The organism is Candidatus Cryosericum odellii (assembly GCF_003570935.1).
Classification (GTDB): Bacteria; Caldisericota; Caldisericia; order Cryosericales; family Cryosericaceae; genus Cryosericum; species Cryosericum odellii.
In genome coordinates this window covers 24922-49027 of record NZ_QXIU01000068.1, presented here as the reverse complement: position 1 = coordinate 49027, position 24106 = coordinate 24922, and the positions used below count along the sequence as shown (strand labels likewise).

The 24106-nt window shown below is 55.7% G+C and carries 21 protein-coding genes and 1 pseudogene; 2 read left to right on the top strand and 20 right to left on the bottom strand.

Features of this window, described 5'->3' with window-relative positions; all coding sequences use genetic code 11:
• Window positions 1-187 precede the first annotated feature (187 nt).
• The 9 genes and pseudogenes from SMC5_RS02775 to SMC5_RS02735 all read right to left on the bottom strand — a co-directional run.
• Window positions 188-424: pseudogene (locus SMC5_RS02775) on the bottom strand (sugar phosphate nucleotidyltransferase); the annotation flags it as partial.
• Window positions 425-616: 192 nt separating this feature from the next.
• The gene (locus tag SMC5_RS02770) at window positions 617-1603 is read right to left on the bottom strand and encodes a glycosyltransferase family 2 protein (RefSeq protein ID WP_119119497.1); all 987 of its coding nucleotides are present in this window, start codon (window positions 1601-1603) and stop codon (window positions 617-619) included.
• Entirely contained in the window at window positions 1603-2592 is a 990-nt protein-coding gene (locus SMC5_RS02765; protein ID WP_119119496.1) for an NAD-dependent epimerase/dehydratase family protein, read from the bottom strand. Before SMC5_RS02765 ends, SMC5_RS02770 begins: the two co-directional genes overlap by 1 nt.
• On the bottom strand, window positions 2589-4358 hold the full coding sequence (locus SMC5_RS02760) for a thiamine pyrophosphate-binding protein (RefSeq protein WP_119119495.1): 1770 nt from the start codon (window positions 4356-4358) through the stop codon (window positions 2589-2591). Before SMC5_RS02760 ends, SMC5_RS02765 begins: the two co-directional genes overlap by 4 nt.
• Window positions 4355-5707, bottom strand: a complete 1353-nt coding sequence (gene rfbH / locus SMC5_RS02755) for a lipopolysaccharide biosynthesis protein RfbH (RefSeq protein WP_407079757.1) — start codon at window positions 5705-5707, stop codon at window positions 4355-4357. The genes SMC5_RS02760 and rfbH overlap by 4 nt, the downstream gene beginning before the upstream one ends.
• Window positions 5708-5718: 11 nt before the next feature.
• Window positions 5719-6852, bottom strand: a complete 1134-nt coding sequence (rfbG, locus tag SMC5_RS02750) for a CDP-glucose 4,6-dehydratase (RefSeq protein WP_119119502.1) — start codon at window positions 6850-6852, stop codon at window positions 5719-5721.
• An 11-nt stretch (window positions 6853-6863) separates the two neighbouring features.
• Window positions 6864-7637: a glucose-1-phosphate cytidylyltransferase gene (gene rfbF / locus SMC5_RS02745; protein ID WP_119119493.1), complete on the bottom strand. Its 774-nt coding sequence runs from the start codon at window positions 7635-7637 to the stop codon at window positions 6864-6866.
• Between the two features lie 195 nt (window positions 7638-7832).
• Entirely contained in the window at window positions 7833-9236 is a 1404-nt protein-coding gene (locus tag SMC5_RS02740; protein ID WP_126854917.1) for a hypothetical protein, read from the bottom strand.
• The gene (locus tag SMC5_RS02735) at window positions 9233-11731 is read right to left on the bottom strand and encodes an O-antigen ligase family protein (RefSeq protein ID WP_119119491.1); all 2499 of its coding nucleotides are present in this window, start codon (window positions 11729-11731) and stop codon (window positions 9233-9235) included. The genes SMC5_RS02740 and SMC5_RS02735 overlap by 4 nt, the downstream gene beginning before the upstream one ends.
• A 387-nt stretch (window positions 11732-12118) precedes the next feature.
• On the opposite strand from SMC5_RS02735, the gene SMC5_RS02730 reads away from it, so the two are divergent.
• Window positions 12119-13264, top strand: coding sequence for an AAA family ATPase (locus tag SMC5_RS02730; protein WP_165846307.1), 1146 nt, complete (start codon window positions 12119-12121; stop codon window positions 13262-13264).
• Between the two features lie 238 nt (window positions 13265-13502).
• Here SMC5_RS02730 and SMC5_RS02725 read toward each other — a convergent pair whose 3' ends face one another.
• The 4 genes from SMC5_RS02725 to relB (SMC5_RS02710) all read right to left on the bottom strand — a co-directional run bounded on the left by SMC5_RS02725 (window position 13503) and on the right by relB (SMC5_RS02710) (window position 14670).
• Window positions 13503-13757, bottom strand: a complete 255-nt coding sequence (locus SMC5_RS02725) for a type II toxin-antitoxin system RelE family toxin (RefSeq protein ID WP_119119489.1) — start codon at window positions 13755-13757, stop codon at window positions 13503-13505.
• A complete protein-coding gene (gene relB, locus SMC5_RS02720) occupies window positions 13754-13981 on the bottom strand; it encodes a type II toxin-antitoxin system RelB family antitoxin (protein WP_165846306.1) in 228 nt (75 codons plus the stop codon). The genes SMC5_RS02725 and relB (SMC5_RS02720) overlap by 4 nt, the downstream gene beginning before the upstream one ends.
• A gap of 225 nt (window positions 13982-14206) precedes the next feature.
• Window positions 14207-14455, bottom strand: coding sequence for a type II toxin-antitoxin system RelE family toxin (locus SMC5_RS02715; RefSeq protein WP_119119487.1), 249 nt, complete (start codon window positions 14453-14455; stop codon window positions 14207-14209).
• Window positions 14452-14670 (bottom strand): type II toxin-antitoxin system RelB family antitoxin, encoded by a 219-nt coding sequence (gene relB, locus SMC5_RS02710; RefSeq protein ID WP_119119486.1) that lies wholly within the window; start codon window positions 14668-14670, stop codon window positions 14452-14454. The genes SMC5_RS02715 and relB (SMC5_RS02710) overlap by 4 nt, the downstream gene beginning before the upstream one ends.
• A 401-nt stretch (window positions 14671-15071) precedes the next feature.
• On the opposite strand from relB (SMC5_RS02710), the gene SMC5_RS02705 reads away from it, so the two are divergent.
• Entirely contained in the window at window positions 15072-16238 is a 1167-nt protein-coding gene (locus SMC5_RS02705) for an AAA family ATPase (protein WP_119119485.1), read from the top strand.
• Between the two features lie 186 nt (window positions 16239-16424).
• On the opposite strand, the gene SMC5_RS02700 is transcribed toward SMC5_RS02705, so the two are convergent.
• From SMC5_RS02700 to SMC5_RS02675, 7 genes are all read right to left on the bottom strand, one after another.
• Window positions 16425-17639 (bottom strand): ATP-binding protein, encoded by a 1215-nt coding sequence (locus SMC5_RS02700; RefSeq protein ID WP_119119484.1) that lies wholly within the window; start codon window positions 17637-17639, stop codon window positions 16425-16427.
• Between the two features lie 478 nt (window positions 17640-18117).
• On the bottom strand, window positions 18118-18243 hold the full coding sequence (locus tag SMC5_RS11380; RefSeq protein ID WP_279386307.1) for a hypothetical protein: 126 nt from the start codon (window positions 18241-18243) through the stop codon (window positions 18118-18120).
• 60 nt (window positions 18244-18303) lie between these two features.
• Entirely contained in the window at window positions 18304-19632 is a 1329-nt protein-coding gene (locus SMC5_RS02695) for a sugar transferase (RefSeq protein WP_165848941.1), read from the bottom strand.
• 12 nt (window positions 19633-19644) lie between these two features.
• A complete protein-coding gene (locus tag SMC5_RS02690) occupies window positions 19645-20562 on the bottom strand; it encodes an NAD-dependent epimerase/dehydratase family protein (RefSeq protein ID WP_119119482.1) in 918 nt (305 codons plus the stop codon).
• A gap of 2 nt (window positions 20563-20564) precedes the next feature.
• Window positions 20565-21743 (bottom strand): glycosyltransferase family 4 protein, encoded by a 1179-nt coding sequence (locus SMC5_RS02685; RefSeq protein ID WP_119119481.1) that lies wholly within the window; start codon window positions 21741-21743, stop codon window positions 20565-20567.
• An 83-nt stretch (window positions 21744-21826) separates the two neighbouring features.
• Window positions 21827-23065, bottom strand: coding sequence for an O-antigen ligase family protein (locus SMC5_RS02680; RefSeq protein WP_119119480.1), 1239 nt, complete (start codon window positions 23063-23065; stop codon window positions 21827-21829).
• Complete coding sequence (locus SMC5_RS02675) at window positions 23062-24069, bottom strand: glycosyltransferase family 2 protein (protein ID WP_165846344.1); 1008 nt, start codon at window positions 24067-24069, stop codon at window positions 23062-23064. The genes SMC5_RS02680 and SMC5_RS02675 overlap by 4 nt, the downstream gene beginning before the upstream one ends.
• Between the last annotated feature and the right edge of the window lie 37 nt (window positions 24070-24106).

Genomic DNA, 24106 nt, shown 5'->3' with positions numbered 1-24106 from the left:
GTACTTACCCTATGCCCTCTCTTTGCCAAATACTCTCCCAAATACACAAAGGGATACATTAAATCATCACCTATTGGCGAGGATTTGTCTGTAAACATCCTATTCCTATTGTAAAACTCATAGTAGTTGAAGAACCCTATGTACATACCGGCTCCTGGAATGATCAGCCCACGCCAAGGTGCTGAGCGTCCTGCACCTTGTACGTGAACCCGAAATTGTGCCCACTGCCTGGCAATTCTATGACGTCTCCCATGTAGTCACGACCTGTAACGACCAGAACATCCCTGATGCCAGCCTGCTTGAGACGTTCGGTGGACTGAAACACCGTGAGATACTGGCCCATGGGCAAAAGGACCTTGTTGGTCACCGCCGTCAGGGGAGGCACACGTAAACCAGTACTACCAGAAAGAACAATACCTTTCATACCATTGCCTCCTTTGAAAGACTCGCACGCCAATGATCGCAGATACTACATATCATGCGAAGCGCTTTACCATTCGCATCCGTCGCGTGCAGACCACCGAGCCACGTCCCAACAAGTCCCGAGTTGAAGGCAAGGGATTCGCCGGAGCAACGGCGCTCAATATCGCATACCGATGTGGCACGATAAACCGCACTATCTCCTGCTCCAAGGCAGGAATAGGCGTCGGAGCCAATGCCGAAGTCTACTTCCTTTGCGCGGTCTGAACCAAGGGGGAACCATTGCATATGCCAGCGCAATCATCTCGACTCTCCGTATTGCATTGTGGTGATCAGGCACGTGTCCCAAGAAGTACGAAGTCAGCTCGCATATCAAGTGAGGAGCCTGAGGCTTCCCCTTCACTCCTATCGATATCATATGGTCGCGAACACCCCCAAACCGAGCCAGCGCGATCTCAGCCTGCCTGCCAGAGAATTCCTCGAGCCCGCAGGCAAATTCGAACATATCGATCACGTCTCTGCCCATTCGAAAGTTGTCTGCGCTTTCTTGCCCCTCATGTAAGCGGTAGTGAAACAGCGGAGCGTCGATGAACTTCAGATCATGATGGAGAGCTATGCGCAGCCACATCAGCCAGTCCGCGCTCAGGTATTCGGAAAACGGGCCCAATTCCCGCAGTACCGATGTGCGGAGAACTACTGCGGGACATGGGACGAAATCGCTATGCAGCAACTCCTCGAACGCAGCATCCTCAGGCAAAACTTGATCATGACTGAACCTTTCCGGCAGTCTGATTGCAGTCTCGTTTTCTCCCTCAGACAGAATGACTCTCGGCCAAGCAAGGCCCACTTCTGGCGATTCCTCCAGCCCAGCGATCATTCGCTCGTAGAAGGAGGGTTCCAGCCAGTCATCATCGTGCATGAAGTGCACATACGGCGCCGTAACCCGCGTGAACAGCGCGTTCATATTGCCCCATGCGCCAAGGTTCGCTGCATTGCGTACGTAGCCGAATCGACCATCCCTGCCGCAGAAATCCTGTGCCACCGTCCTCGTGTCGTCGTCAGAGCAGTTGTCGCCGATGATAACCCGTATGTCCGTGTACGTCTGTGCCTGTATGGACTCCAGGCACTGGCGCAGCATAGCCGACCGGTTGTAGGTCGGGACCAACACATCAACGGTTGCCATCAGCACCCTCCTAAGCTTCTACTTCGATGGCCACTAGACAATCCTTCAGACTGATGCATGGTTGCCATTCCGGCGATGATCACATTGGCTTCATCACGTACCGCGTCGCGAGATGTCAGCGCTGGGATGTAGTTCAACAGACTCCTTGCGACATGGTTCGCGGAGTAATAAGCGAGCTTCGCGCCAGTCGTCGAGACGTGGGCTTCTTCGTCGATCCGCGTCTCAAGACCGAAATCGCGAGAAAAGAGGGCAATGAGCTCGCTTTTTCGTACTGGCCCCGCGCTGAATACATCGACCGGTTGATTGATTCCATTACTCGCGACGCATAATTTCACAAGCGAAAACAGATCGCTTGGCGCCACATAATCGCGCACGATGTCGACGGCATTTGTATAGAAAGGTCGCCGTTCTATCACGCAACGCATCATTTCTGTCAACAGGAACCCCGATTCGAGATCGATGAAACGGCTGAAGAAACTGAATACACGGAGATCGATAATGTTACGATCGGCCATTGCCCGATGCTTCGCCTCGGCGTTCAGTTTGGCGATGCGATAGTAATCGGCGGGCGTAATACCGTTTACAGCTATAGACGCGACAGCGTTGCCCTCGACTCCTGAGTCGAAAGCAGTGCCGTACACCGCCCCGCTCGAGACATTGATGTAGACTGTTTTCTCGTGCACCGCCAGATAGTCGAGGACGAGGTCGTCGAAGCGCTCAGTGAGGCGGAAGAGCTCAACACCGGCGTTCTTCTGCTTTTGAGGATCCGCTATGCCCACGCAGTTTATAACCGCATCGTAATCCCCGCCTGGAAAACAATCAAAGCCCGCGACGCTGGGGGATAGCTCACCCTCGGTTGCCTTCAGGAATTCATACACGGCTCCTTGGTTGCGCGCAAAGAGAAATAGCTCGTAATGCGAGTCTCTACGAAAGTAATAGACGAGGTTCTTTGCAATATGGCTCGTCGCGCCGAGAATGGCGATTTTCATTGTTTCAACACATCGATGATCATAGCCGAACGTAGCTCTTCCGGAGACAATTTCGGGCCGATGTCTTCTATCGGCATATTCACTTCGAGTTTCGGATATACCGCAGTATCTTCGCCGACATCAAATTCGATCAATCCCGGCCCGGGGGCTGTGATCACATCGCCGAGAGCATCCCCCACATCGAAATCATCGCCCGTAAAAAGCGCGTAAGGCAGCCCGCAGGCCCGAGCGATTAGGGAGAATTCGGGTACAAGGTAGCCGCTTTCCTTCGTCGTCCCCGATTTTCTCTTGTCAAAATACAGATCCTGGAATTGCGTTATCATGCCTAAAGAGTGATTATTCAAGAGGATAATTTTGATCGGCAACCGGTACTGCGATATCAAGAGCAAGGACTGCATGGACATATGGAGGCCGCCATCCCCGACGATCGCGAAAATGGGGCGAGCCATATTTGTCGCGAATGCCGCGCCAATCGCCGCGGGAAGAGAGAAGCCCATAGGAGCCAATCCGCCGCTGGTTTTCCACTCTTGACCCTCCCGTATCCGGATCATCTGCGCGGCGAACATTTGATTTTGCCCGATATCGACTGTGTAAATATGGTTGCCAGCCGAGAACCTATTCAGCGCCTTCATTATGCTATACGGCATCCTATTCTCGACATTCCGCGCTATCTCCGCTTCCTGTCCATACTCACTCTTTAAGCGAGCGATATAGCGCGACCAGGAATCAGATTTCCTCGCCCAAGGCATATCGACCAGCCTATGAAGAGCCTCTCCGGCATCACCAAGTACCGAATCGACGTTCTTCAGCCGATGGTTCGTTAGTTCCGTTTCGTCGATATCGATCCTGACAATACGGCCTTCCCGAACGAAAGAAGCGAGATTTGTCCCTGTCTGCCGCGTATCAAGCCGCGTACCTACGGCCAATACTAGATCCGCGTTGGCTACAGCGATATTCGCGCACCGATTTCCATAGCTTCCAATCATCCCGACACACAGCGGATCATCCTCGGGGTAGGCTCCCTTACCCAGCAAAGATGTTACAACTGGAAGGCCATTGCTCTGGATGAAGGCCCTATACTGAGCTACGGAACCCGACAGGAAAACGCCGCTTCCGAGCAAGACAATAGGCCGTTCGGCATTCGCGATGAGACTCTTCAGCTTCTCCTCAGAGAAACCGCCCATATACTTGATGCTCGCGCTGCACGCCGCCTCGTTCCCATCATATGGTACAAGATCATCCGGGGTGACATCCGCCCGTTGCACATCCATCGGAATATCAAGCAATACGGGTCCCCCGCGGCCGGATTTCGCAATTGCCCAAGCTTTCTCCAACTCGTACCGCAGTCTCGTCGCGTCCACGACGAGCGCTGCATATTTGATTATTGGCTTAACTATCGAAACGATATCCGTTTCCTGGAATCCCTGTTGACGGATGGGCTTATCATTCTTGTATTCATAGGTGTTCACTTGTCCAGTGATGAACAGTGAGGGGATCGAATCGAAATATGCATCAGCGATCCCCGTCAATAGGTTCGTCGCTCCTGGTCCGCTCGTAGCGATAGCCACGCCGACCGTATGGCCAAACCATGAAACTCCCTCGGCGGCGATCGCGGCCGTCTGCTCATGATAGGTCTGGATGAAGCATATACCCTTTGCCCGTTGCAGAGAATCCATGATATGAGTTATCGCGCCCCCAGAATAGCCGAAGCAGATACTGACGCCATGCGCTGCGAGGAATTCAACGATGTAGTCTGACGCCTTCATGTGATCCCCGCGCCCCATGCGGTAAGAGACTCGATGACATACGTCAACATTCCCAGTGTGACAGCGGGACACACACCCAGCCAGAACGTATTCTCGAGGATAGTGTCCGTGGCCGCCAACGACCCTGCCACGCGGTACGTTCGTCCCTGCATGTAGGGCTGACGTATCAGGTTGCCGCCAAACAGGAGACGATTGCCGATATGACGTGACTCGAGGAAGCGCAGAAGCTCAGGCCGGTGGCCTGCGGCCGATCTTTGCAACGTGGTCGGGAAGCCAAACCACGAGGGCAGGCTGCCAAGCGTCGGCTCGGGAAGGAGCAACAGATCCTGCAGTCCGGACAGACCCTCGTGCAGGAACGTGTAATTGCGCTGTCTTGCCACAGCGAAATCGTCAAGCTGCCCCATCTGAGCCAGACCTACTGCTGCCTGCATATCGGTCATCTTGAGATTGTATCCCAACTGCGTATACACGTACTTGTGGTCGTAGCCGTGGGGCAGACCGGGCCACTCCCAGTCGTATCTCTTGCCACACGTGTTATCGTGGCCGGGCTGACACCAGCAGTCGCGGCCCCAATCGCGCAATGATGCTAGTGAACGGGCCAGGAGCGCATTGTTCGTAAAGACCGCCCCTCCCTCACCCGTGGTGATATGGTGGGCGGGGTAGAAGCTGAGTGTGCTGATGTCACCAAAGGTACCAACACGTCGCCCTTTGTACTCAGAACCAAGCGCGTCGCAGCAATCCTCGATCAGCCACAGCCCATGCTGCTTCGCGAACTGGACGACTGCCTCCACGTCAAACGGGTTGCCCAACGTATGGGCCAGCATCACGGCTCGTGTGCGTGAGGACAGAGCTTGCTCCAGCAGTTCAGCATTGACGTCGTATGTTGGCAATGATACGTCGACGAAAACGGGTACTAGACCGTTCTGCAGGATAGGGTTGACCGTCGTGGGGAACCCAGCGGCGGCGGTGATCACCTCGTCGCCTGCCTTGAGTGTCCGGTCGCCCAGTTCCGGCGTCATGAGTGCAGCGATGGCGAGAAGGTTCGCCGACGAGCCCGAGTTGACGGTCAGCACATGTGTGATACCAAGGTAGCTCGCCAACTGTTGCTCGAACGCGTCGTTGAAGCGCCCTGTCGTCAGCCAGCAGTCGAGCGATGCACTGACCAGCGCTTGCACTTCGGGCACGCCGACCGTTTTGCCGGACACCGGCACGGGTGACACCCCAGGGATAAATGGCACCGGGGCATGGACGAGGCCTGCGTAGTCTGCGGCCAGGGAAAGCATCTGTGAGCGCAGTTCGGCAGCGCGGGGGTCCGTATCAAGCGCAGGATTTGGCAACAGGTTGTCCAAGACACCCATACTCACACCCTGCCTCCCCGATCCATCGGTGCCCAAGAGACGCCCTTGGCGCGTGCAGCTTGGACGTAGTCACTGATATTCCGCACCGTGAGAGGGACAGCCCGTCCAGCATCTTCCATTGTCGAGCGGTACCACGTCACCGTCTGATGAACGGCTTCGCCCATGTCATACACCGGATGCCAGCCCAGCTGGGAGCGGGCCTTGGTGCAATCCAGCCGCAGAATGCCTGCTTCGCTCAAGGCCTGCGCAGAAGTAGCTGTCTCAAACCGCGCTGCACCTCCCCACACCTGACACACTTGGCTGACCACCTGCTCCACAGACACGGCACTTTCGGGGTTCGGACCGAAGTTCCATGCTCCACCATACGTTGCGGGATCTCGCGCCAGCAGGGCGCCCAGCCACAGATACCCGGACAGCGGTTCCAGTACGTGCTGCCACGGGCGCACTGAACCGGGATTGCGCACGATAATGGGGTGCCCCTCTGCCAGCGCGCGTATGCAATCCGGCACGAGACGGTCGGCGGCCCAGTCACCCCCACCGATGACGTTGCCAGACCGGACTGAAGCTACACCAGTCCTCTTCCCTGATGCATTCCCTGCATCAAAAAACGATGACCGATACGAAGCAACCACCATTTCAGCTGCTGCCTTGCTGGCGCTGTACGGGTCATGGCCCCCCAGCGCGTCCGCTTCGCGGTAGCCGTACGGCCACTCGTTGTTGGCATAACACTTGTCGGTGGTCACAATGACGACCGACCGTACCGAAGGACAGTGCCTTGCCGCCTCTAACACGTTGGCTGTGCCCATCACATTGGTTTCGAACGTTGTCAGAGGATCGGCGTACGAGGGCAGTACTAGGGCTTGTGCAGCCATGTGGATAACCACCTCCGGCGCAGCCTTCGCCATTGCCGTCTGTACGTCCTGACTTCTCCGCACGTCGCCCCGCACATCCTGAATCTGCCCCGACAAGCCAAGGGGCTCATACAGCGATGGCTGTGTTGGCACGCCGATGCTGTATCCGGTCACCTCCGCCCCCAGCAGAAGCAACCATTGCGTAAGCCAGGAACCCTTGAACCCGGTGTGCCCCGTGACGAAGACGCGCCTGCCGGCATAGTAGCTATCGAACAACTGAGTCATCTCGGGCTCCGTCATTTCCAGACCTTCCAGGGCGCGTGTCCCTCGGACCACAGTTTCTCCAACAAGTTCTTGTCGTGCAGGGTGTCCATCGGCTGCCAGAAACCATCATGCACATACGCCGATAACTGATGATCGGTCGCCAGGTGTTCGAGCGGCGCGCGCTCCCAGACAGTCGCATCGTCCTCAATGTAGTCGAAGATGCCGGGTTCGAGCACGAAGAAGCCGCCGTTGATGTAGCCACCGTCACCGGGAGGCTTTTCGCTGAAACTCGTCACCGTGTTGTCGTCTCCAAGGTCCAGGGCACCAAAACGTCCCTGAGGCCGGACAGCGGTCAGCGTTGCTAAAGTGCTCGCCCGCTTGTGAGAGGCAATAAGTGCAGCGATATCGATGTCGGCGACGCCATCGCCATACGTCAACAGGAAGGACTCCCCATCTACGTGCGGCTGGATACGTTTGATGCGCCCACCCGTCATCGTCTCCTCGCCTGTGTCGACAAGGGTCACACGCCAGTTCTCGGCACGTGAGTCATGCCATTCCACTTTGTTGTGTTCGAGATCGATGGTCACGTCGGACATGTGCAGGACGTAGTTGGCAAAGTATTCCTTGATGGCATACCCCTTGTACCCGAGACAGATGACAAAATCCTGAATGCCATACGCTGCATACGTCTTCATGATATGCCACAGGATAGGCTTGCCACCGACTTCGACCATAGGTTTCGGGCGCAGAGTCGTCTCCTCACTCAGCCGAGAACCGATTCCACCAGCAAGAATGACTGCCTTCATGTCTCCTCCCCTGCCTTCACAGCTGCCCCTCATCCACCCAGCGTCAGGCACATCAGCAGAACCGACACCAGGAGAGTTGAGGTTCCTCTACTCATCTTGGACATACTCACGACTCCCTACATAACATACAATAAACACTACTTGACGATACTACAATATACTCAAAACTCACTTGCCTTTCCCCAATCATTTTATTCAATCACTCTTGGCAATTATCTGTTGCTTTGTCTTAGTTTTGTTTTGACTATGGCTCTTTAAAAGAATGGCGAATCCCAAGGTAATCAAGAGGACCATATATCCCCATCTCTCGCGATAAAGTGTACCAATATTAGTAATCGTAAGAGCATAAAGCATGATCATAGTAATTGAAGAGATGGAAATTACCCATATCTCTGATCTGCGCCAAAACTTTATAACTCCCCACACCAGCAACAACTCGCTGAGGTATGTGATTATCATTTCCATGGCCGACACACGACGAAAAAGAGTATTATAGGACGTACTTCCAGACTCAAACCACTGTCGTGGAAAAGGGCTAAGAAAACCAATTTCTATCGCTCGTGGTAAGTACAAGAACATGTCGCGAGCAGAATGAAACGTAATTGTGTCGTCTATATTACCATTACCCGCAGTTTTGGTATAGGTATCTCTGGCCGCCGCAACGCCGGCCAGTTTCTGGTCTAGTAAAGATGGCAACCAATTGGTGTTAGTCCAATTGGGGTTTATTTGGATAGGTACCGTCACAGAACTTGGAGGTGCCGTCACAGAACCTGGAAAGTTGAATTTGGGAACAGTAAGAGAAAACGAAGTAAAAGGGGTGAAGGTTGCTACCGACATCCAGACAAGAACTATCAGGATACAGGTTCTAAACCATGCGAGTTTCTTCTTCAATATTGAGTAAATAAGGATCAATGTAAGAACCACGGCCAACAAAGCAGCTATTGCTTGCATTATTTGTACACAATAGGGCCGAACTATCCACGAAAAAATGGCCCCGACAAGTACTATAAGAAAAGCTCTTGTTACCTTGGATAGATCTTTCCAAGTTGTAGAGCGTAAAAGAATGCTCCACCCATAGACAAAGCAAAAGAAACCAACTATCTGCCATATGTCTTTGTTCGGTTGGGAATAGAGAATCATGGCCGCTGAAGGTAGACATATATATGGTATTAGACATAAAAGACTTCGGTGACGATCTTCGAGGAAAAGATCTACTATCAACCAGAGAAGTATTCCAGCAGTAGCATAAAGTGCGGCATAAACAGGAATAACTGTCCAAGGCTCGTGAACACCGGTCAAGGCATAAACAGCTCCCATTATTCCGGCCGGAGCCTGCCCTGAGGGTTGGAGCTCCCACGTCTGCCATCCTTGACTGACTATTTTATTCGCCTGATCTACAGCCATTTGGTGGAAAAGAACCCAATCTCCTCCTGCCAGCAGGCCGTGTCCAGCGTCCCAGCGAGGGAAAATGTACGGCAATATCACAAGCTGCACCATTAAGGCAACTAAAGAAGCTACAACAAATAAGACAAGCCATACACGAGGAATGGATACCCAATGCAGTTGCCATCGGAGCGACCGACGCCGAGCATGGTTCATTGCCCCACCTGGACTGGCAAACTGACGGCAGAGGATGCCCATGTTCTGTCCGATCCCGCCATGAGCTTGGGGGCCTGAAGATACACATAGAAATGATAAGAACCCGCGGGCACGGTGGTGGGTACCTGCCATGTCAGGCCGCGAACCGAAGGCTTGACACCGTCGGCTACCAGCATCGAGTTACCAGTCGCAGGAACAGCATAGACGGTCTGCCACTCCAGCTTACCCGCTGCACCAGTCACATTCCATGCCAAAACAACAGTGCCACCAGGAACAACAGACGTGCCGGTTGCTGGTGACGTCCACTGTGCCACTGGGGCCAGACGCTGCAACTCAGCGGAAAACGCGGACCCATCCAGCACACTCGCAGAAGCATCAAACAAAGCTGCGACGAGCTTGCCCTGCTGCCCGCTCGTGCGGTATATATTCGCCAAACCAGACCAACCTGCCGGTTGCGCCGGGTTGGCCTTGATGGACTGCCGGAAGGCTGCCTCGGCGGCTGTTACATCGCCTTTGTCCAGAGCAATCTTAGCGTTCATGTTGGCAATGTCACTGTTCACGTTGGCAATTTCAGAGTACGTGGGATCCAGATGCCGTGCCTGGTCGAGTACCTGCTCAGCTAGCTTCGTGTTGTGGTTGAACGTGATCTGCGCATGTGCCAGCGACGTCCAAGTGCCAGGGTCGATGGGGTCCACTGTGGTAAGCCGCTGGAATACCTCGACCGCATCCTTGTCCCCATGCTGGTACAAGAACTGCGCATACTGGATCTGGACTACTGGGTTGAGCGGGTCCAGGGCCACCGCACGCTGATATGCACCCTTGGCCTGGTCGAAGAGGGCAGGCTGGAGATCCTTTGGCACTACATTCAGCCGGCCCGCAGAGAGACCCGCCAGCGCCAGCGGATAGCGCGCATTGAACGGGTTCAATACCTCTGCAGCTTGATATTCATCTTGTACGGTGACAGCCAACGTCGTGCTGAGTGCTCGCTGCCCTCCCACCCAATATGCTTCGGCAAACGTGGCCAGAATGAACACGACAGCCACCAAACCAAGCACCACGAGTCCTGTCACGGGCACCCATGGACGAGAACTCTTCACGTGCTTCGCGCCTGAAACAGGACCGACTACCCTGCGCACCGGCCGGCCCAGGGCCCAGAACGAGGCCCCAGCCTGCATGGTCAGCCCAGCGCACGAGCCCAGCAAAACGGCGCAAACGGCACCAAAGACGTAGAAGATGGAGTCGATGTCGAAACAGGAATGGAGCAGCGTACCAGCTATACCCACCACGACAGCGAACGTGAGAGCTTTGTTAGTGGAGAGACGCGCGGCACGGAAGCCCATCCAAAGGAGAACGGCAATCATGGCGAACTCCAGGACAAATCCGAGGATGCCACCCTCCGCCAGAGTCTTGACCACCAGCGAGTGGGGATCGGTGGCAAAGAAGAACTGCGACCGGAACTTCATGTAGACACTGGAGTAGGTGCCAAGGCCACTGCCCAGGACCGGATATGCCCGCAGATAGGGGCCAAGGTCACGGAACATCTGGAGCCGACTTCCAAGGCTCACGTCCGTCGCTGCCTGTCCCTGTGAAACATTCTGGACAACGGCAACCAATCGCTGGACAAGGGGCTTCCATATCTGATTGCGGGAAACGGGAACGGCGATGCTGACCGCTGCCATGACAGCGACGACCCCATAGGCGACGGCGACATGCGCCATCTGACGACCCGAAACATACTTGCACAGCCAGCCCGCAGCGGGGAGCAGCAAGAGCACGCCTGCCGCCACGATCATGCCCCCGCGCGACCCGGTCAGTACAAGCGCGCTCATCAGCACAATGGTGCCAGCCAGCCCCAGCAAGCGCTCGCGACCAGCGCGACCGAAGGCGAACATCCCGACACCAATGCAGATAGGCAGGATGAGGAAGCCAGCCAGCGCGTTGGGATAGCTGAAGAAGGCAGAGAGCCGTCCGTTGGGGTCGCGTACGACCAGCGCATGAGCCAGCGACGCGATGGGTCCTGTCGCAACCCGGGGTGACAACAGATAGAGGACTATGCTTCCTGCCATGGCGACGGCGCTCGCACCAAACACGACCCAGCTGAGGGTATGCAGACGGTCTTCGGACCCCGCAAAGGCCAAGGCAAACAGAAACATACCCAGGAGCCCCATCAACTTGAGGAGTTCCTGCAGAGTCACACCACGGTGTACGGAGACTGCGAATGATACCAGACCGAACACGGCAACGGCAATGAGCAACCAGGCAAGAGGAGACATGATGACCGGCGACGCAGCCGTGAAACGGCGACGCAGCCAGGGAACACCAATCATGCACAGCGCAACAAGACCCAGCCACGCCGTGGACAGCTGCTCCAGCGGAAACCAGCGCGTCCACGCACCGACCAGCAGGATCGATGCGACAATGGTCAGTGACAAGTACCACAATTGCCAATCGTGACTTCTGGCGGCAAAACCTCCAGTCATCAGGTTCTTCTTCACGCGTGCTCACCCCTTCTGCCATCGACTTGTGGCCAACGACAATTCACCAATTCACAGGATAGAACCAACGTCGCCTGGGTCAAGGCGCTTTGTGATACGCTGCTCAAGGGACCGGGGTGGTACATAGACAGGGAATGGATTCCCGCCTTCGCCGAAAGCACCCCTCAGAAGCGCCCCTCGCATTGAACCAACATGTTCGGGGGCATTGGAAAGAAATGCTCGGGGGGGAATGACAGAAGGTGGCTGGAATGAGCGATTGACCACAAAGAATACGACAGCTTGCACGAGTTACTGTTGTTGCTAGACTTGTGGTGTAACACGTTTGGTGTAACACGTTTGGTGTAACACGTTTGGTGTAACACGTTTGGTGTTATGGAGGAATCCATTATGAAGAGAAGTGCAGCAGCCAGTAATCCATTTACTACCAGTGTTGCCGGTGGTTCTGATTTTTGCGACAGAAGGCAGGAACTCGCCGAATTAGAGCGCCTTGTCCAGGATGGGCAGAGCATTGTCCTCAGCTCCCCTCGCCGTTATGGAAAGACCTCTCTCGCTCTTCATCTCCAAGAACGTCTCCGGGAGCAAAAATTCCTAACTGTGTATGTCGACTTCTTCTCTGTCCTTTCCGAGCAGGACTTTGTTACGAAGCTGGCGAAAGCGGTTGTCGCAGGGATTGGACGTGGAGCGTCTCCGGACAATTTCGGGAATCGTCTTGCCAGCCTGTTCAAAAGCTTTACCGTGACCTTCGAAGCACGCCCGGAAGGAATTGTCGTTTCTACAGCATTGGCACCGGGAACATCGCCGGCTGCAGGACTTGATGATGTTATGGAAGGCCTCTTTAACTATGTTGAGAAACACAACAGGAAAGCGTGCTGCGTGTTCGATGAATTTCAGGAAATCGCAACGCTCCCAGAATCGAAGAGAATTGAGGGGACGCTACGTTCGCATATCCAGATGCATAAGAGCATCTCTTTTATCTATGTGGGAAGTCGACGACAACTGCTCATGGACATGTTCGGCAAGAACCGCCCCTTCTACGGAAGCTGCGGGTTCATGACACTAAGCAGCATCAGCAGCGACGATTTCGTTCCCTATATTGTCCAGAAATTCTCGGAGAGTGGCAAAACATGTAGTCCTGACATAGCCTTGTTGATCTACGATCACGTCGCCGGTTATCCGTCGTACGTCCAGCGATTGGCAGCTTTCGCCTGGGGCATGACCGAGACTGTGTGTACCAAGGATATTGTCGAAGCATCATGGAATGCGCTTCTCGACGATACTACAGCTCTCTTTGAAGCAACATGGACCGGACTTTCCCCTATTGAGCGGCGTGCACTGACCAGCATTGCTGTCGAACCGACGTCGCAACCGTCGGCTTATGAGTATTTACAGCGGTATCACGTGCCAGCCTCGAGTATGCAGAAAGCCATCGAAGCACTCAAGATGCTGGACCTTGTTGAGTACGGCAAGGAATGGCACCTCGTGGATCCTGTCATGGCAGCATGGATCAAGGACACACGATCCAACACTATTTGAGCTCTTTGTGATACGCTGCTCAAGAGACTTGGAAATGGTAAGTTCTACGATATGGGGTCAGCTGGTAATTAGCCGAGGGTGGTACATGGGATGGATTCCCGCCTGCGCCGAAAGCACCCCTCGTATTGGACTGACATACTCGGGGGGAAGGACGGATTAACTGTCTTGTCGTCCTCGCGGATGCGGGGACCCATATGTCGTTTCTCATCAACGAAGCCAATCACGCAGACGGGTGCTATCAACGGTAAACGTCCTTGCGATTACCGATGCGAACGATGATGGCTTCGTCTCCCCGGCGGTAGTAGATGACCCTGATGTTGCCGAGTTCAAGACGGTAGTAGTTCTTGAGTCCGCCTTTCAACTTCTTGATGGCGCCGCTGTGCTGCTCGGATATGCCTTGAATAGCGGCGTCAAGCAGCGCACCTTGGCGTTTCCTGTCCTTCTCCAGTGCCGACAGGTCCTTGTACACTGAGTCCTTGACAAGAACTCTCATAGACCATGGCGTTTGTGGAATTCGTCGACAGACAGGATTTCGTCGGACGTATCCATGACGCGTGAATCAGCCACCTCAACATCCTCCAAGTCCTCCAGGTAGAGCTGGAGAGCCCTGCTCACTACCCATGCCTTCGACCTTCTGCATGATTTGGCCATATTCTCCAGACGCTCCTTGAGTTCTGGAGTGATACGTATCGCCAGGGTCTCGCTTGCTGACATCATACACCTCCCGGTTGCCATACAGTGCAATACAATGCAATTATATGCAGGACGTTCATGTGTTCAAGGCACACCAGCTTCACGATGCTGTTGGCTGCGCGCTTCCGTCGTCCTCGCGGATGCGGGGACCCATACGTCGTGAGACTGGATTCCCGTCCCCGACAGAAACATTCGGGAACTACACCCCTCGCATTGGAAAGAAATGCTCGGGGGGGAATGACAGAAAAGTCACTCCTTGTATACGTCCTTCCGGTCGGCAATGCGAGTAACGAGTACACCGCCGGTGATCCGGGTGAAGACTGCACGGTAGTTGCCCACGCGGACACGATAGAACATCCGCAGGTTGCCTTTCAGGTGCTCATACTTGCCAGCCTCTATCGCCTTTACAACCGCAGACCATACACGGAGCCTGTCCTCGGACTTATCGAAAAGGTCTTCCAGGTCTTTCCTGACGCTCTCCTTCGCAGAGATGGTCATAGACGCGACATCAACTCATCAGAGGAGATGACGTTGTCTTTCGGATCAGCAAGGCGCTGCTCACTCATCTCGATGTCCTCGATATCCTCAAGATACAAGTCGACAGCTTTCCTGATGACCCATGCCTTCGACCGTCCTGTATGGCGAGCAACTTCATCGACTCGTCTCTTCAAGTCTCCCTCGACGCGGAGAGAGATAACTTCTTCAATCGCCATGGTGTAGCCTCCTCTCGTTCTATATGTACGACACTGTATTACATGTGCAGCATATGTCAACAGGCAACAACTGCCTTTGAGATACGCTGCTCAATCGATGAGGGTGGTACATCCGACAAAATGAAAGGATGGATTCCCGCCTGCGGGGAATGACAGAACTTCGGCGTAAGGACGGCGAATGTACCACCCGGTAAGCAATGAGCAGCGTATCCCATATCCACTGCGGAATTATTCTACTGGAATAATGCTACAAGAATAAAACCACAGAACACGACGTAATTCTTCTATTGTAGCCACTTATACGTCGCTCTCTGTGAGGATTATGCTAGTGGAATAAAATGTGATATACTACGAGCAGCAACGTTGGACACAAGTGACGGTCGTTGCTTGGAGGCATTGAGATGGCAGACAATCCGTTTACGCTGCATCTCGCGCGAGATGAAGCATTCTGTGATCGAGAACATGAACTGGATGACCTGCTGACCTATGTTCGCAACGGTCAGAGCGTCGTGCTTCTCTCGGCGCGTCGCCTGGGCAAGTCATCTCTGGCTGCGAAAGTGCTGGAATGCCTGGAGGCCGAGAACTTCCTGACAGCCAGGATCGACGTCTATCCCGTTTCGTCCGAGCGCGACTTTGTCCAGCGGCTGTCTGATGGGATCATTCGAGGTATCGGCCGTGGGGCGAATCCCACCACCATCGGGAAGCGTCTGCTCGGTCTCTTCACCAGGATATCGCCACGCATGGAGATCACCAGTGACGGGGTGAAGGCTTCTGCGACGATCGATCCTGGCGTGCCGGCCACTATTGTCATCGACGATGTGCTCAGCAGTCTCTACCGTTACGTGGAACGCCAGCACAAGCGCGCGTGCATCGTCCTGGACGAGTTCCAGGAGATTGCTGCACTGGAACAATCCAAGACCCTCGAAGGGACTCTGAGATCCTTTGTGCAGGAACACAGCAGTGTGTCGTTTCTGTTCCTGGGCAGCAGGCGGCATATTCTCACGGACATGTTCTCCGACAAGAACCGCCCGTTCTACCGCAGTTCTCTTGTCTATCCACTTGGCAAGATCCCTGAGAACGCGTTTGTCGCATTCATCTCGGAGCGATTTGCTGCGACGGGCAAGGACTGCCCTGCCGACGTGGCCGCGTCCATCTATCGGCTGGCAGACGGCTTCTCCTGGTATGTTCAGGGCTTGGCGATGATCGCATGGAACGAGACGCAGCCTGGACATTCGTGCACAGCAGAGCATGTCGAAACGTCCTGTCAGACGATGCTCAGCATGCAGTCGCCCGAATTTGAGGCGACGCTCTCTGCGTTGTCCCCCGGCCAGAAGGCGGTCCTCAGGGCGCTTGCTGCTCAGCCATCCAAGTCCCTCTATGGCGCAGACTATCCTCTAAACCGCCAACTGTCATCAGGCGGCATCCAGAAAGCGGTTAAGGCCCTGGTCAAGCTCGACTTCGTCGAAGAGGACCAGCGGGGCGTCTACTCCGTCGTTGACCCGTTCATGGCGCGTTGGCTCACGTTGGGGTCAGCTGCTCAATACGATATGGGGTCAGCTGGTAAATAGGTCAGAGTGGTACATGGGATGGATTCCCGCCTTCAGGGAGAAGCACCCCTCAGTACGCCCCTCGCATTGTACGATATGGGGTCAGCTGGTAAATAGGCGAGGGTGGTACATCCGACAAGATGAAAGGATGGATTCCCGCCTTCGCGGGAATGACGGAGAGATGCGGGAATGAGCGGCTGACCCCAATCAGAGCATCGTCCAGGGGACTGCAACGATACGGCGTGTAAGGTTCTTGATAGAAGATCCGCCATAGACGACGATGCCACTGACACAAGATGGATCATCGTCCATCAACCATTGAATATGGGTAGCGTCGTTCATGGTCACGTCATCGCTCATCTTGGCCTCAACAGCAACACTCTTGCCATTGCGTTCCAGGACGAAGCCCACTTCGTGCAGTTCAGCTGTTCGACGAGTGCGCACGAAATGCATGCCCATATCCCAGAGATCACACAATGTCTGCAGTGTCATAAAGACCATGTCTTCGAAGAGGTGCCCGCAGAATATATCGTCGAGTGCTTCGGGGGTCTTGATCCCAAGGAGCGAGCAGATAAGCCCTGTGTCACATGGATACGGCTTCCATTGCCGCCGGACCGAGGTCGTGCTCGTCAGGGGCGCCGGAGGAAGGAGGGAGAGAAGATACGCTTTCTGGATCGCATCGATGTACCTCGCAACTGTCTTCTCGTTGACATTTGTATCGTCGGCGATCTTCCTGAACTCCATGAGCGAGCCCGTGGCCAGCGCAACGCGACGCATGACGGCACGGTAGTCGAAGAGAGAGGTCGTCGGTGAGATGTCCGGCAGGTCACGTTCGAGATAGGTGGTCACGTAGCTCTGCCAGAAGACGGCAGCCTGTTCGGGTGCTGCGTCCCTGATGCCTGGCAGGAAACCTCTGAACAGGATCGTGCGAAGGTCCAGTGCAGGCGATGGTTCTGAACCACTCGCCGGAAGTTGTGTGTCAAACATGCTGAGAAGCCAGAGTGGTTCCGGCTGCTGAAGCCACTCGGTCCAGAGAGGCTGGCGCAGAACATGGTAGGCGGCACGTCCAGCCAAGGAATCCTGGATTCGCCTGAGGAGCAGGAAATTGGCGGATCCGCTCAGCACGAACCGGCGTGTCTTGTCCTTGCGCAGAGCTTCCTTGGCAGCGAGGAACAGGTCTGGCTCCCGATGAGCTTCGTCAATGATCAATTTGTCTGCCCTGTCCACAAATGCGACAGGGTTGGTGTGTGCTTTCTCGCGGGAATCCGGATCGTCGAGCGTCGTGTAGGAATAGCCGTCGAACATCGGTTCATTCGCAAGGAGAGTACTCTTCCCTGTCTGCCGCGCTCCAGTGAGTACGGTGATAGGGAGTATTGTCTCTGAAAGCTGCAATTGACGCGTGAGCCAACGTTGTCTGTACATTACCGTCACCTCATGTCTATAGTGTCGTCATGTCATGTCTGCATTGTACATGGACCCGTAGACAATACAATACAGGCCGGCGCCGCGGAAATCCATCCTTGTGTTGAAGGGTCAGCGAAGGTGTAACAGTCTCGGAGAAAACGGAACCGTCCCGAGAGTGTTACACTCCCCCGCTTATGCGGGAATCCGGCCCTTGGTCCTTGTTTGCCTATGAGACGTCGATTGCCAGATCAAGCTGATCCGGCATATGTACCACTCGGGCTGGAATTACCAGCTGACCCCATATCGCCGTGTTCTGTGGTTTTATTCTTGTAGCATTATTCCAGTAGAATAATTCCGCAGTGCTCCGTCATTCCCGCCACCTTCTGTCATTCCCCGAGCACTTTTTTCCCATGCCCCCGAGCACTTTATTCCCATGCGAGGGGCGCTTCTGAGGGGTGCTTTCGCCGCGCAGGCGGGAATCCAGTCTTCTCCCTGTCTACGGGATATTGATGGACGGATCGATGGCGTGAAGTGCAGCGCGCATGGCGTTTGCGTCATGGCTGCGCGCAGCCTCCAGCAGAGCGCCGACCGCCGGGCGCAGCTCCCGGGCAGTCTGCATCATGCTGGTCACAACTGGCAAGGCGCCGCTCGGCGCGGTCACCCGTGATTGAAGTAGCTGGACCTAGTCCCTGCGTTCTGGCATGAAGAACATCTTGAGGGTATTCAAGATAATCGTGAGGTCGTAGTTGAACAGCGATCGCGAGCGGATGTAAGACAAGTCCATCGCGAGCTTGTCTTCCGGGGCCGTAGCGTACCGCCCGAGCACCTGAGCCACGCCCGTGATCCCGGGGCGCACCAGAAGCCGCAGATTCCAGTCCGGTGTCTCATCCAGAATCTTCTGAGCTAACTCAGGACGTTCCGGCCGTGGCCCGACCACACTCATGTCACCCCGCAACACGTTGAGAAACTGCGGAACCTCGTCAAGCCCGGTTCTGCGTAGCAGTCGACCTACACGCGTGATGCGCGGATCCAGCTCTCCCTTACTCAGACAAGCGCCCGTCAGCCGCTCAGCGTCATGGCACATGGTTCGGAACTTTATCATTCTGAAGACACGTCCGTGGAAGCCAAGCCTCTGCTGCAGATAGAACATAGGACGCCCGTCTTCCAGCTTGATCGCCATGGAAGCTAGCAGAAACACGGGGGAGAAAAGGGCAAGGGCGACAACAGAGACAACAATGTCCAGCATGCGCTTCAGTGCCAGGTCTACAGGGCTGTGATTGTCCGGCTCTACGGTCAAGACGAGGTGGTCGGCCCGGACCTTCATGTGTGCATTCTGCGCCAGAGTCTCCTTGACGGTCGCAACCAGCTGCACGGCGATCCTGTCCCCCACCGCCAGTCTCAGGATCCTGTCACGTTCGGGCGAGGGGACGCCACCGTCCAGCGTCAGACTGGCCCCCTCTGGAACGTCATGCATCCACTCCTCGGTTACGTCACCAGTCGACACGGATGACACGACGTACGCCGTGGTCGTGGAAAGCTGCTGTGCCAGAGCAGAACCGGTAGCGGCATCAGTGCCGATGCAGACGGTGAGCGCCTTGGGCCTCACGCGGGAGTAGAAACGGTACCAAGCGTAGTTCAGGGGCACCAGCACGGCCACCTGCAGGGCAAACGCCGTGGCGACCAACCCGCGTGGAAACGCAAACGCACGAACGACGAAGGACGTTGCCAGGCTTGCCAGTGCCAGGATAAGCTGAACAAAGACCTGGCTAAGCACTCCCTCATAAGGGGCCGTCTCATAGTAGGCAGGCAGCCGATAGACAAGCCACAGCACAACGTAGAGGGCGACCAAGTAGGGGAACACCGCCTCAACCGCTAGTCTATTCGCGGTACCATATGGGTGGCCCAATGCGGCCCGTATAGCAAACACTGCCCAATACGTCCCGACCAGCACCAGCAGGTTGGTCACTGCCTGGGCAAACCCAACGAGAGTGTCAAGCATCTTCTTTGACATGACCATGACCCCCTACAGGGTCTGACGCACCCACGCTAGCGTCTGGGTGAGCCCATCCTCCAGTGAAACGGTCGGACACCAGCCCAACCTGCGCCCGGCTTCACTTGCGTCCAGCGCAATCCTCTGCACCTCGCCCGAACGTGCCGGCTCATACTTCCGAGCGACAGGATGGCCAACAACGTGCTCGAATGCGACCAGGAGCTGATTCAGAGAGGTCTCGACCCCCGTGCCGATGTTGAACGTGCCCAGAGGCCCCTGCATCGCAAGTATGTTGGCGTGGGCGACGTCGTCGACGAAGACAAAATCGCGCGTCTGCTCACCATCGCCATATACAATGCACTCTTGGTCCAGCAGAATGCGCCGAGCAAAGATGCCGACGACCCCCGCTTCTCCGTTGGGGTCCTGCCTCGGTCCGTAGACGTTGGCATACCGCAGGATCACGGTTTCCAGCCCAGAGACGCGGTGGAAATACCCGATGTACTGCTCTGCACAGTACTTGGACACGCCGTAAGGAGACAGGGGCCGGATGGTGGCCTGCTCGGTTGCTGGCAACGTGGAGGGTTCGCCATACAGTGCCCCGCCCGTCGACGACATGGTGAACCGCCTTACGTGCGCCTCCACACATGCGTTGAGCACGTTGATGGTGCCACCAACATTGACCTGTGCATCGAGCACTGGGTCCTCGACCGCCTGACGAACGTCAATCTGTGCAGCCAAATGGAACACGCAGTCTACACCGCTCGACACTGCTGCGCTTGCGGTCTGCTCGTCACGAACATCACCCACCTGCAACGGTGTCCTCTCGCTCAGATTCCCAGCATGCCCGGAGCTCAGGTTGTCCAATACAATCACGTCTGAGGCATCTGCCTGAAGCGCATCCACAACGTGCGAGCCAATGAAGCCTGCGCCACCCGTTACTACCGTGTTCATAGTTACACCCCCTTCCTTCCAAGCTCATTCTGATAGATTGTCTTCATCTGAGGCAGCACGGCCTCAAGGCTGAACGTCTCCTCAATGCGCCTTCTGCCAGCTTCACCCATCTGATGTCGTTCATCTGGATGCTGTGCTAACCATGCCAGCTTGTCAGCCAGACCACGCACATCTCCAAATGGAACCAGAAAACCGGTCTCTCCGTCAACCACAAGGTCATTGCAGCCTCGGATGTCATACGCAACGACGGGCAGTCCCGTGGCCATTGCCTCCATGACATTTCTGGGAAGACCCTCACGACTTGATGTCGACAGGAATACGTCGCTTGCAGACAAATACTCGGCCACGTTGGACACCCAGCCAGCCAGCGACACAATCCCTTCCAAGCCATGCCAAACCGTGAGATCTGCCACCTCTCGGTCTCTGCTGCCGCTTCCCAGCATCACCATCCTTGTAAGGTCCTCCTGGGATAGACAACGGATAGCTGCCAATGCATCTTCCGGTCGCTTGTTCCGGTCCAACTCGCCCACCCAGACTACCACAAAAGCATTTCCAGGGAGCCCAAGAGAGGCACGTGCAACAATGCGTCCGGCTGCGGGAAGGATCTGGTACCTGCCACAATCGGTGCCAACCCCTGGAACATACACAACCTTGGTCCTGCCATGAGCGAACGCACGCGAGGCAAGAGCGAAGTCCTCCCCGTTGATCGTGATCAGGGTATCTGTCCAATGGGCTGCTGTTCGCTCCAAGGCGTAGTACAGGCGATTCAACCACCACTTGCCGTGGCTGTGGAAGTGGAACCCGTGGGCCGTGTAGACAATGTGCGGCACCCCTTGTCGCCGAGCAGCAAGCCGCCCCAAGAATCCGGCCACCGGCGTATGCACGTGCACCATGACATAGTGTCGGCTTTGCATAAGCCTTCGGAGCGCGCGATAGGCTGCGATGTTCCGGAGGTTCAGCGGATTCCGGCTGAACGGAATGGTGTGAACCTCATACCCCTCAGCGCGAACCCTCTCAGCGAAACCAACAGGCGCTGCTGCCACCTCAACCTGGAACCCCATGTCCCGCAACATCCTCAGATATGGCATGTGGAAATACCAGATGTGAGAGTCGACGGTAGCGATGAACAGTACTCGAGCCGTGTTCCGCACATCAACATCGTTCAACGTCAGTACGCTCACCTACTCACCTCGCCCACCTCTTACTCCCCCTCCCACCACGCAGTTCCCGTTCAACCAAGTACCACACCTACTGAGTGCAGCACTCACCGCCAGCTGATGTGACGTGTTTGAACTGTTCTCGATACTGTGGCGTTCGCTTGACCCCTAGCGGTGCTAGCAATCGATGTCAGTATCGCAGCGATAATCCACAAATGCCGCCAATGGATCGTGTCCACATAAAGGCTGTTCACCGCGATGCCTGCGAGCGCAGCCATGCAGATACGTCGGATGCGAGTCGCAGCAGGATCTTCGTTGAACCCGACTCTCCGCTTTCCTGCACAGTACACAAAGAAGGACATCAGTGCGATAAAGCCCAGTACACCGGTCTCCGCCCATGCACGGGCGTACAGCGAGTGGGTGGACATGCCCGTCAACAGCTCAGCCTGCCCCGGGCCGATGCCAATGACGATATGGGTCATCCCCGTTCGCCAAGCAGCTTGCTGAGCCCAAAAGCGTGCTGTGTCGTAGCTCTGCAGGCTGACACGTGCGACAAGCGAGGACCACAGATTGCCATCCCGAACCAACAATCCAATCAGGACGGAACTGAAAAGCAGCCCCAAGAGGACCAACCGGCCGAGTACCCGTATGCGTGCTTTTGCCCCGTGCAAGTCCCGCCTGAGAAGCATCGCCCACGCCAGAAGACTGACGGCGGCGTTGAGCCAGCCGGCACGCGACCCAGTCAACACGATAGTTCCCAGGACCAGCAGGCCAAAGACTGCCCAACTCATATTGCGACGTTTGCGCTCGGTCCCGACCAGCATATCAAGAGCAATCAAGATGGCGGGCACGAGCCAAGGCCCCATGACGTTCGGATCCTTAAAGAACCCCAGTGCGCGCGTGCCCCCCCACAATACCCTGCTTGCAAGCGGGCTCCATCCTGTAAGCTCTGCCAACAGGACTGCGATTGCCGTTGCCCCGGCCGCTGCTAGATAGCCGTACACGAGCCCCCGAAGCGCTACTCTGCCATTGGAGGCTATGAAAAACCACACGAGCTCAAGAAGCATCGTAATGCCGAGGAACCTGAAGCCGATGGTGACATCCGCAGCATTGGCACACGACAATATGGCCAGCGCATTATATGTAAGCAATAGCGAGAGCGGCCCCAGCACCGGCCGCTGCAACCGGCGTAAACGTCCTTCTAACACGCCCACGAAGAGAAGGGCAAGGGTCAAATACTCGAACGGACTAGGTTCGAACAACACGAATCCGGATGCAAACCCCAGCAGCCATCCTGTCATGAGATTCCAATCAACCGACACCACCCGTGACCGTGCCGCTATCACGACGACAACCTCCTGCGTGCCAAGACATGCACCGAACGCTTCAGGTACTTCACCCGTGAGAACAGCGTCGCCAATACCCAAAGGGATACGCCCACCAGTCTCTCCTCATGCACTCGACGCAAGACGTGCAATTCTGATCTCTCCATGGCCGACAGGTCTGCACTGAGTCCCGATACCCCGTAGGGTGCCTTGTGCAGATATGTCAAAGACGGGAGCAGATACCCCATGTGGGAGCCTGAAAGCGCGAGTTGAAGCCACAGTAGGTAGTCCTCACACCGACGTTCGGCTGGAGAGAACCGTTGCTGGACTCCTCGGCGCACCATCACCGTCGATGTAATGAAGGGATTGCGACACAACAGCCACACGGGTCGTACCTGCCAGAATGCAGGAGACTTGGACGAGACGCTTTCGTCTGTCTGGTCATCATCGTCGACGACGTGATAGCCCGTACCCGACATGGCGTAGTCGGGGTGAGCCCGCATCCAGCCGTACTGTATGGCCAGCTTCGATGGATGCCAACTGTCATCAGCGTCCAAGACAGCCACGAAGTCGCCCACGGCTCGATCCCAGCCCGTATTCCGAGCGACGGAGGGTCCGCTGTTGTGGTCCAAGTGAACAAGCTCCACATTGAGACGTCCTGCAAGCCGCCCACGAACATCGCACAGCTTACTCCACGTAGCTCCCTCGTCGTCACTCGCATCATCCACAACCACGACTTGGCACGGCAAGCGTGTTTGGGCTGCCACCGACAGGAGAGCTCGCTCAACAGTATCGGCCGCGTTGAAGCAAGGGATGACGACAGTCACCGGGATGCTGGCAACATCTGCTTGCGCGAAGGTGTAGCGTGGGTCGTCTCCGACTTCCTTGGCACTGTCGGGGTTGCCGGCGTACGTCAGCTTGTCCAGGTTGATGAGATGGATGTCAGGACGTTGCGCCATCTGCTGGAGGACGAAGCAGGAGCCAATAAGACCACACCCACCAGTAACGAGGATCGTCTCAGTCATGGGATAGTACCTCCCATCATCCCGCATCCGTATTGTC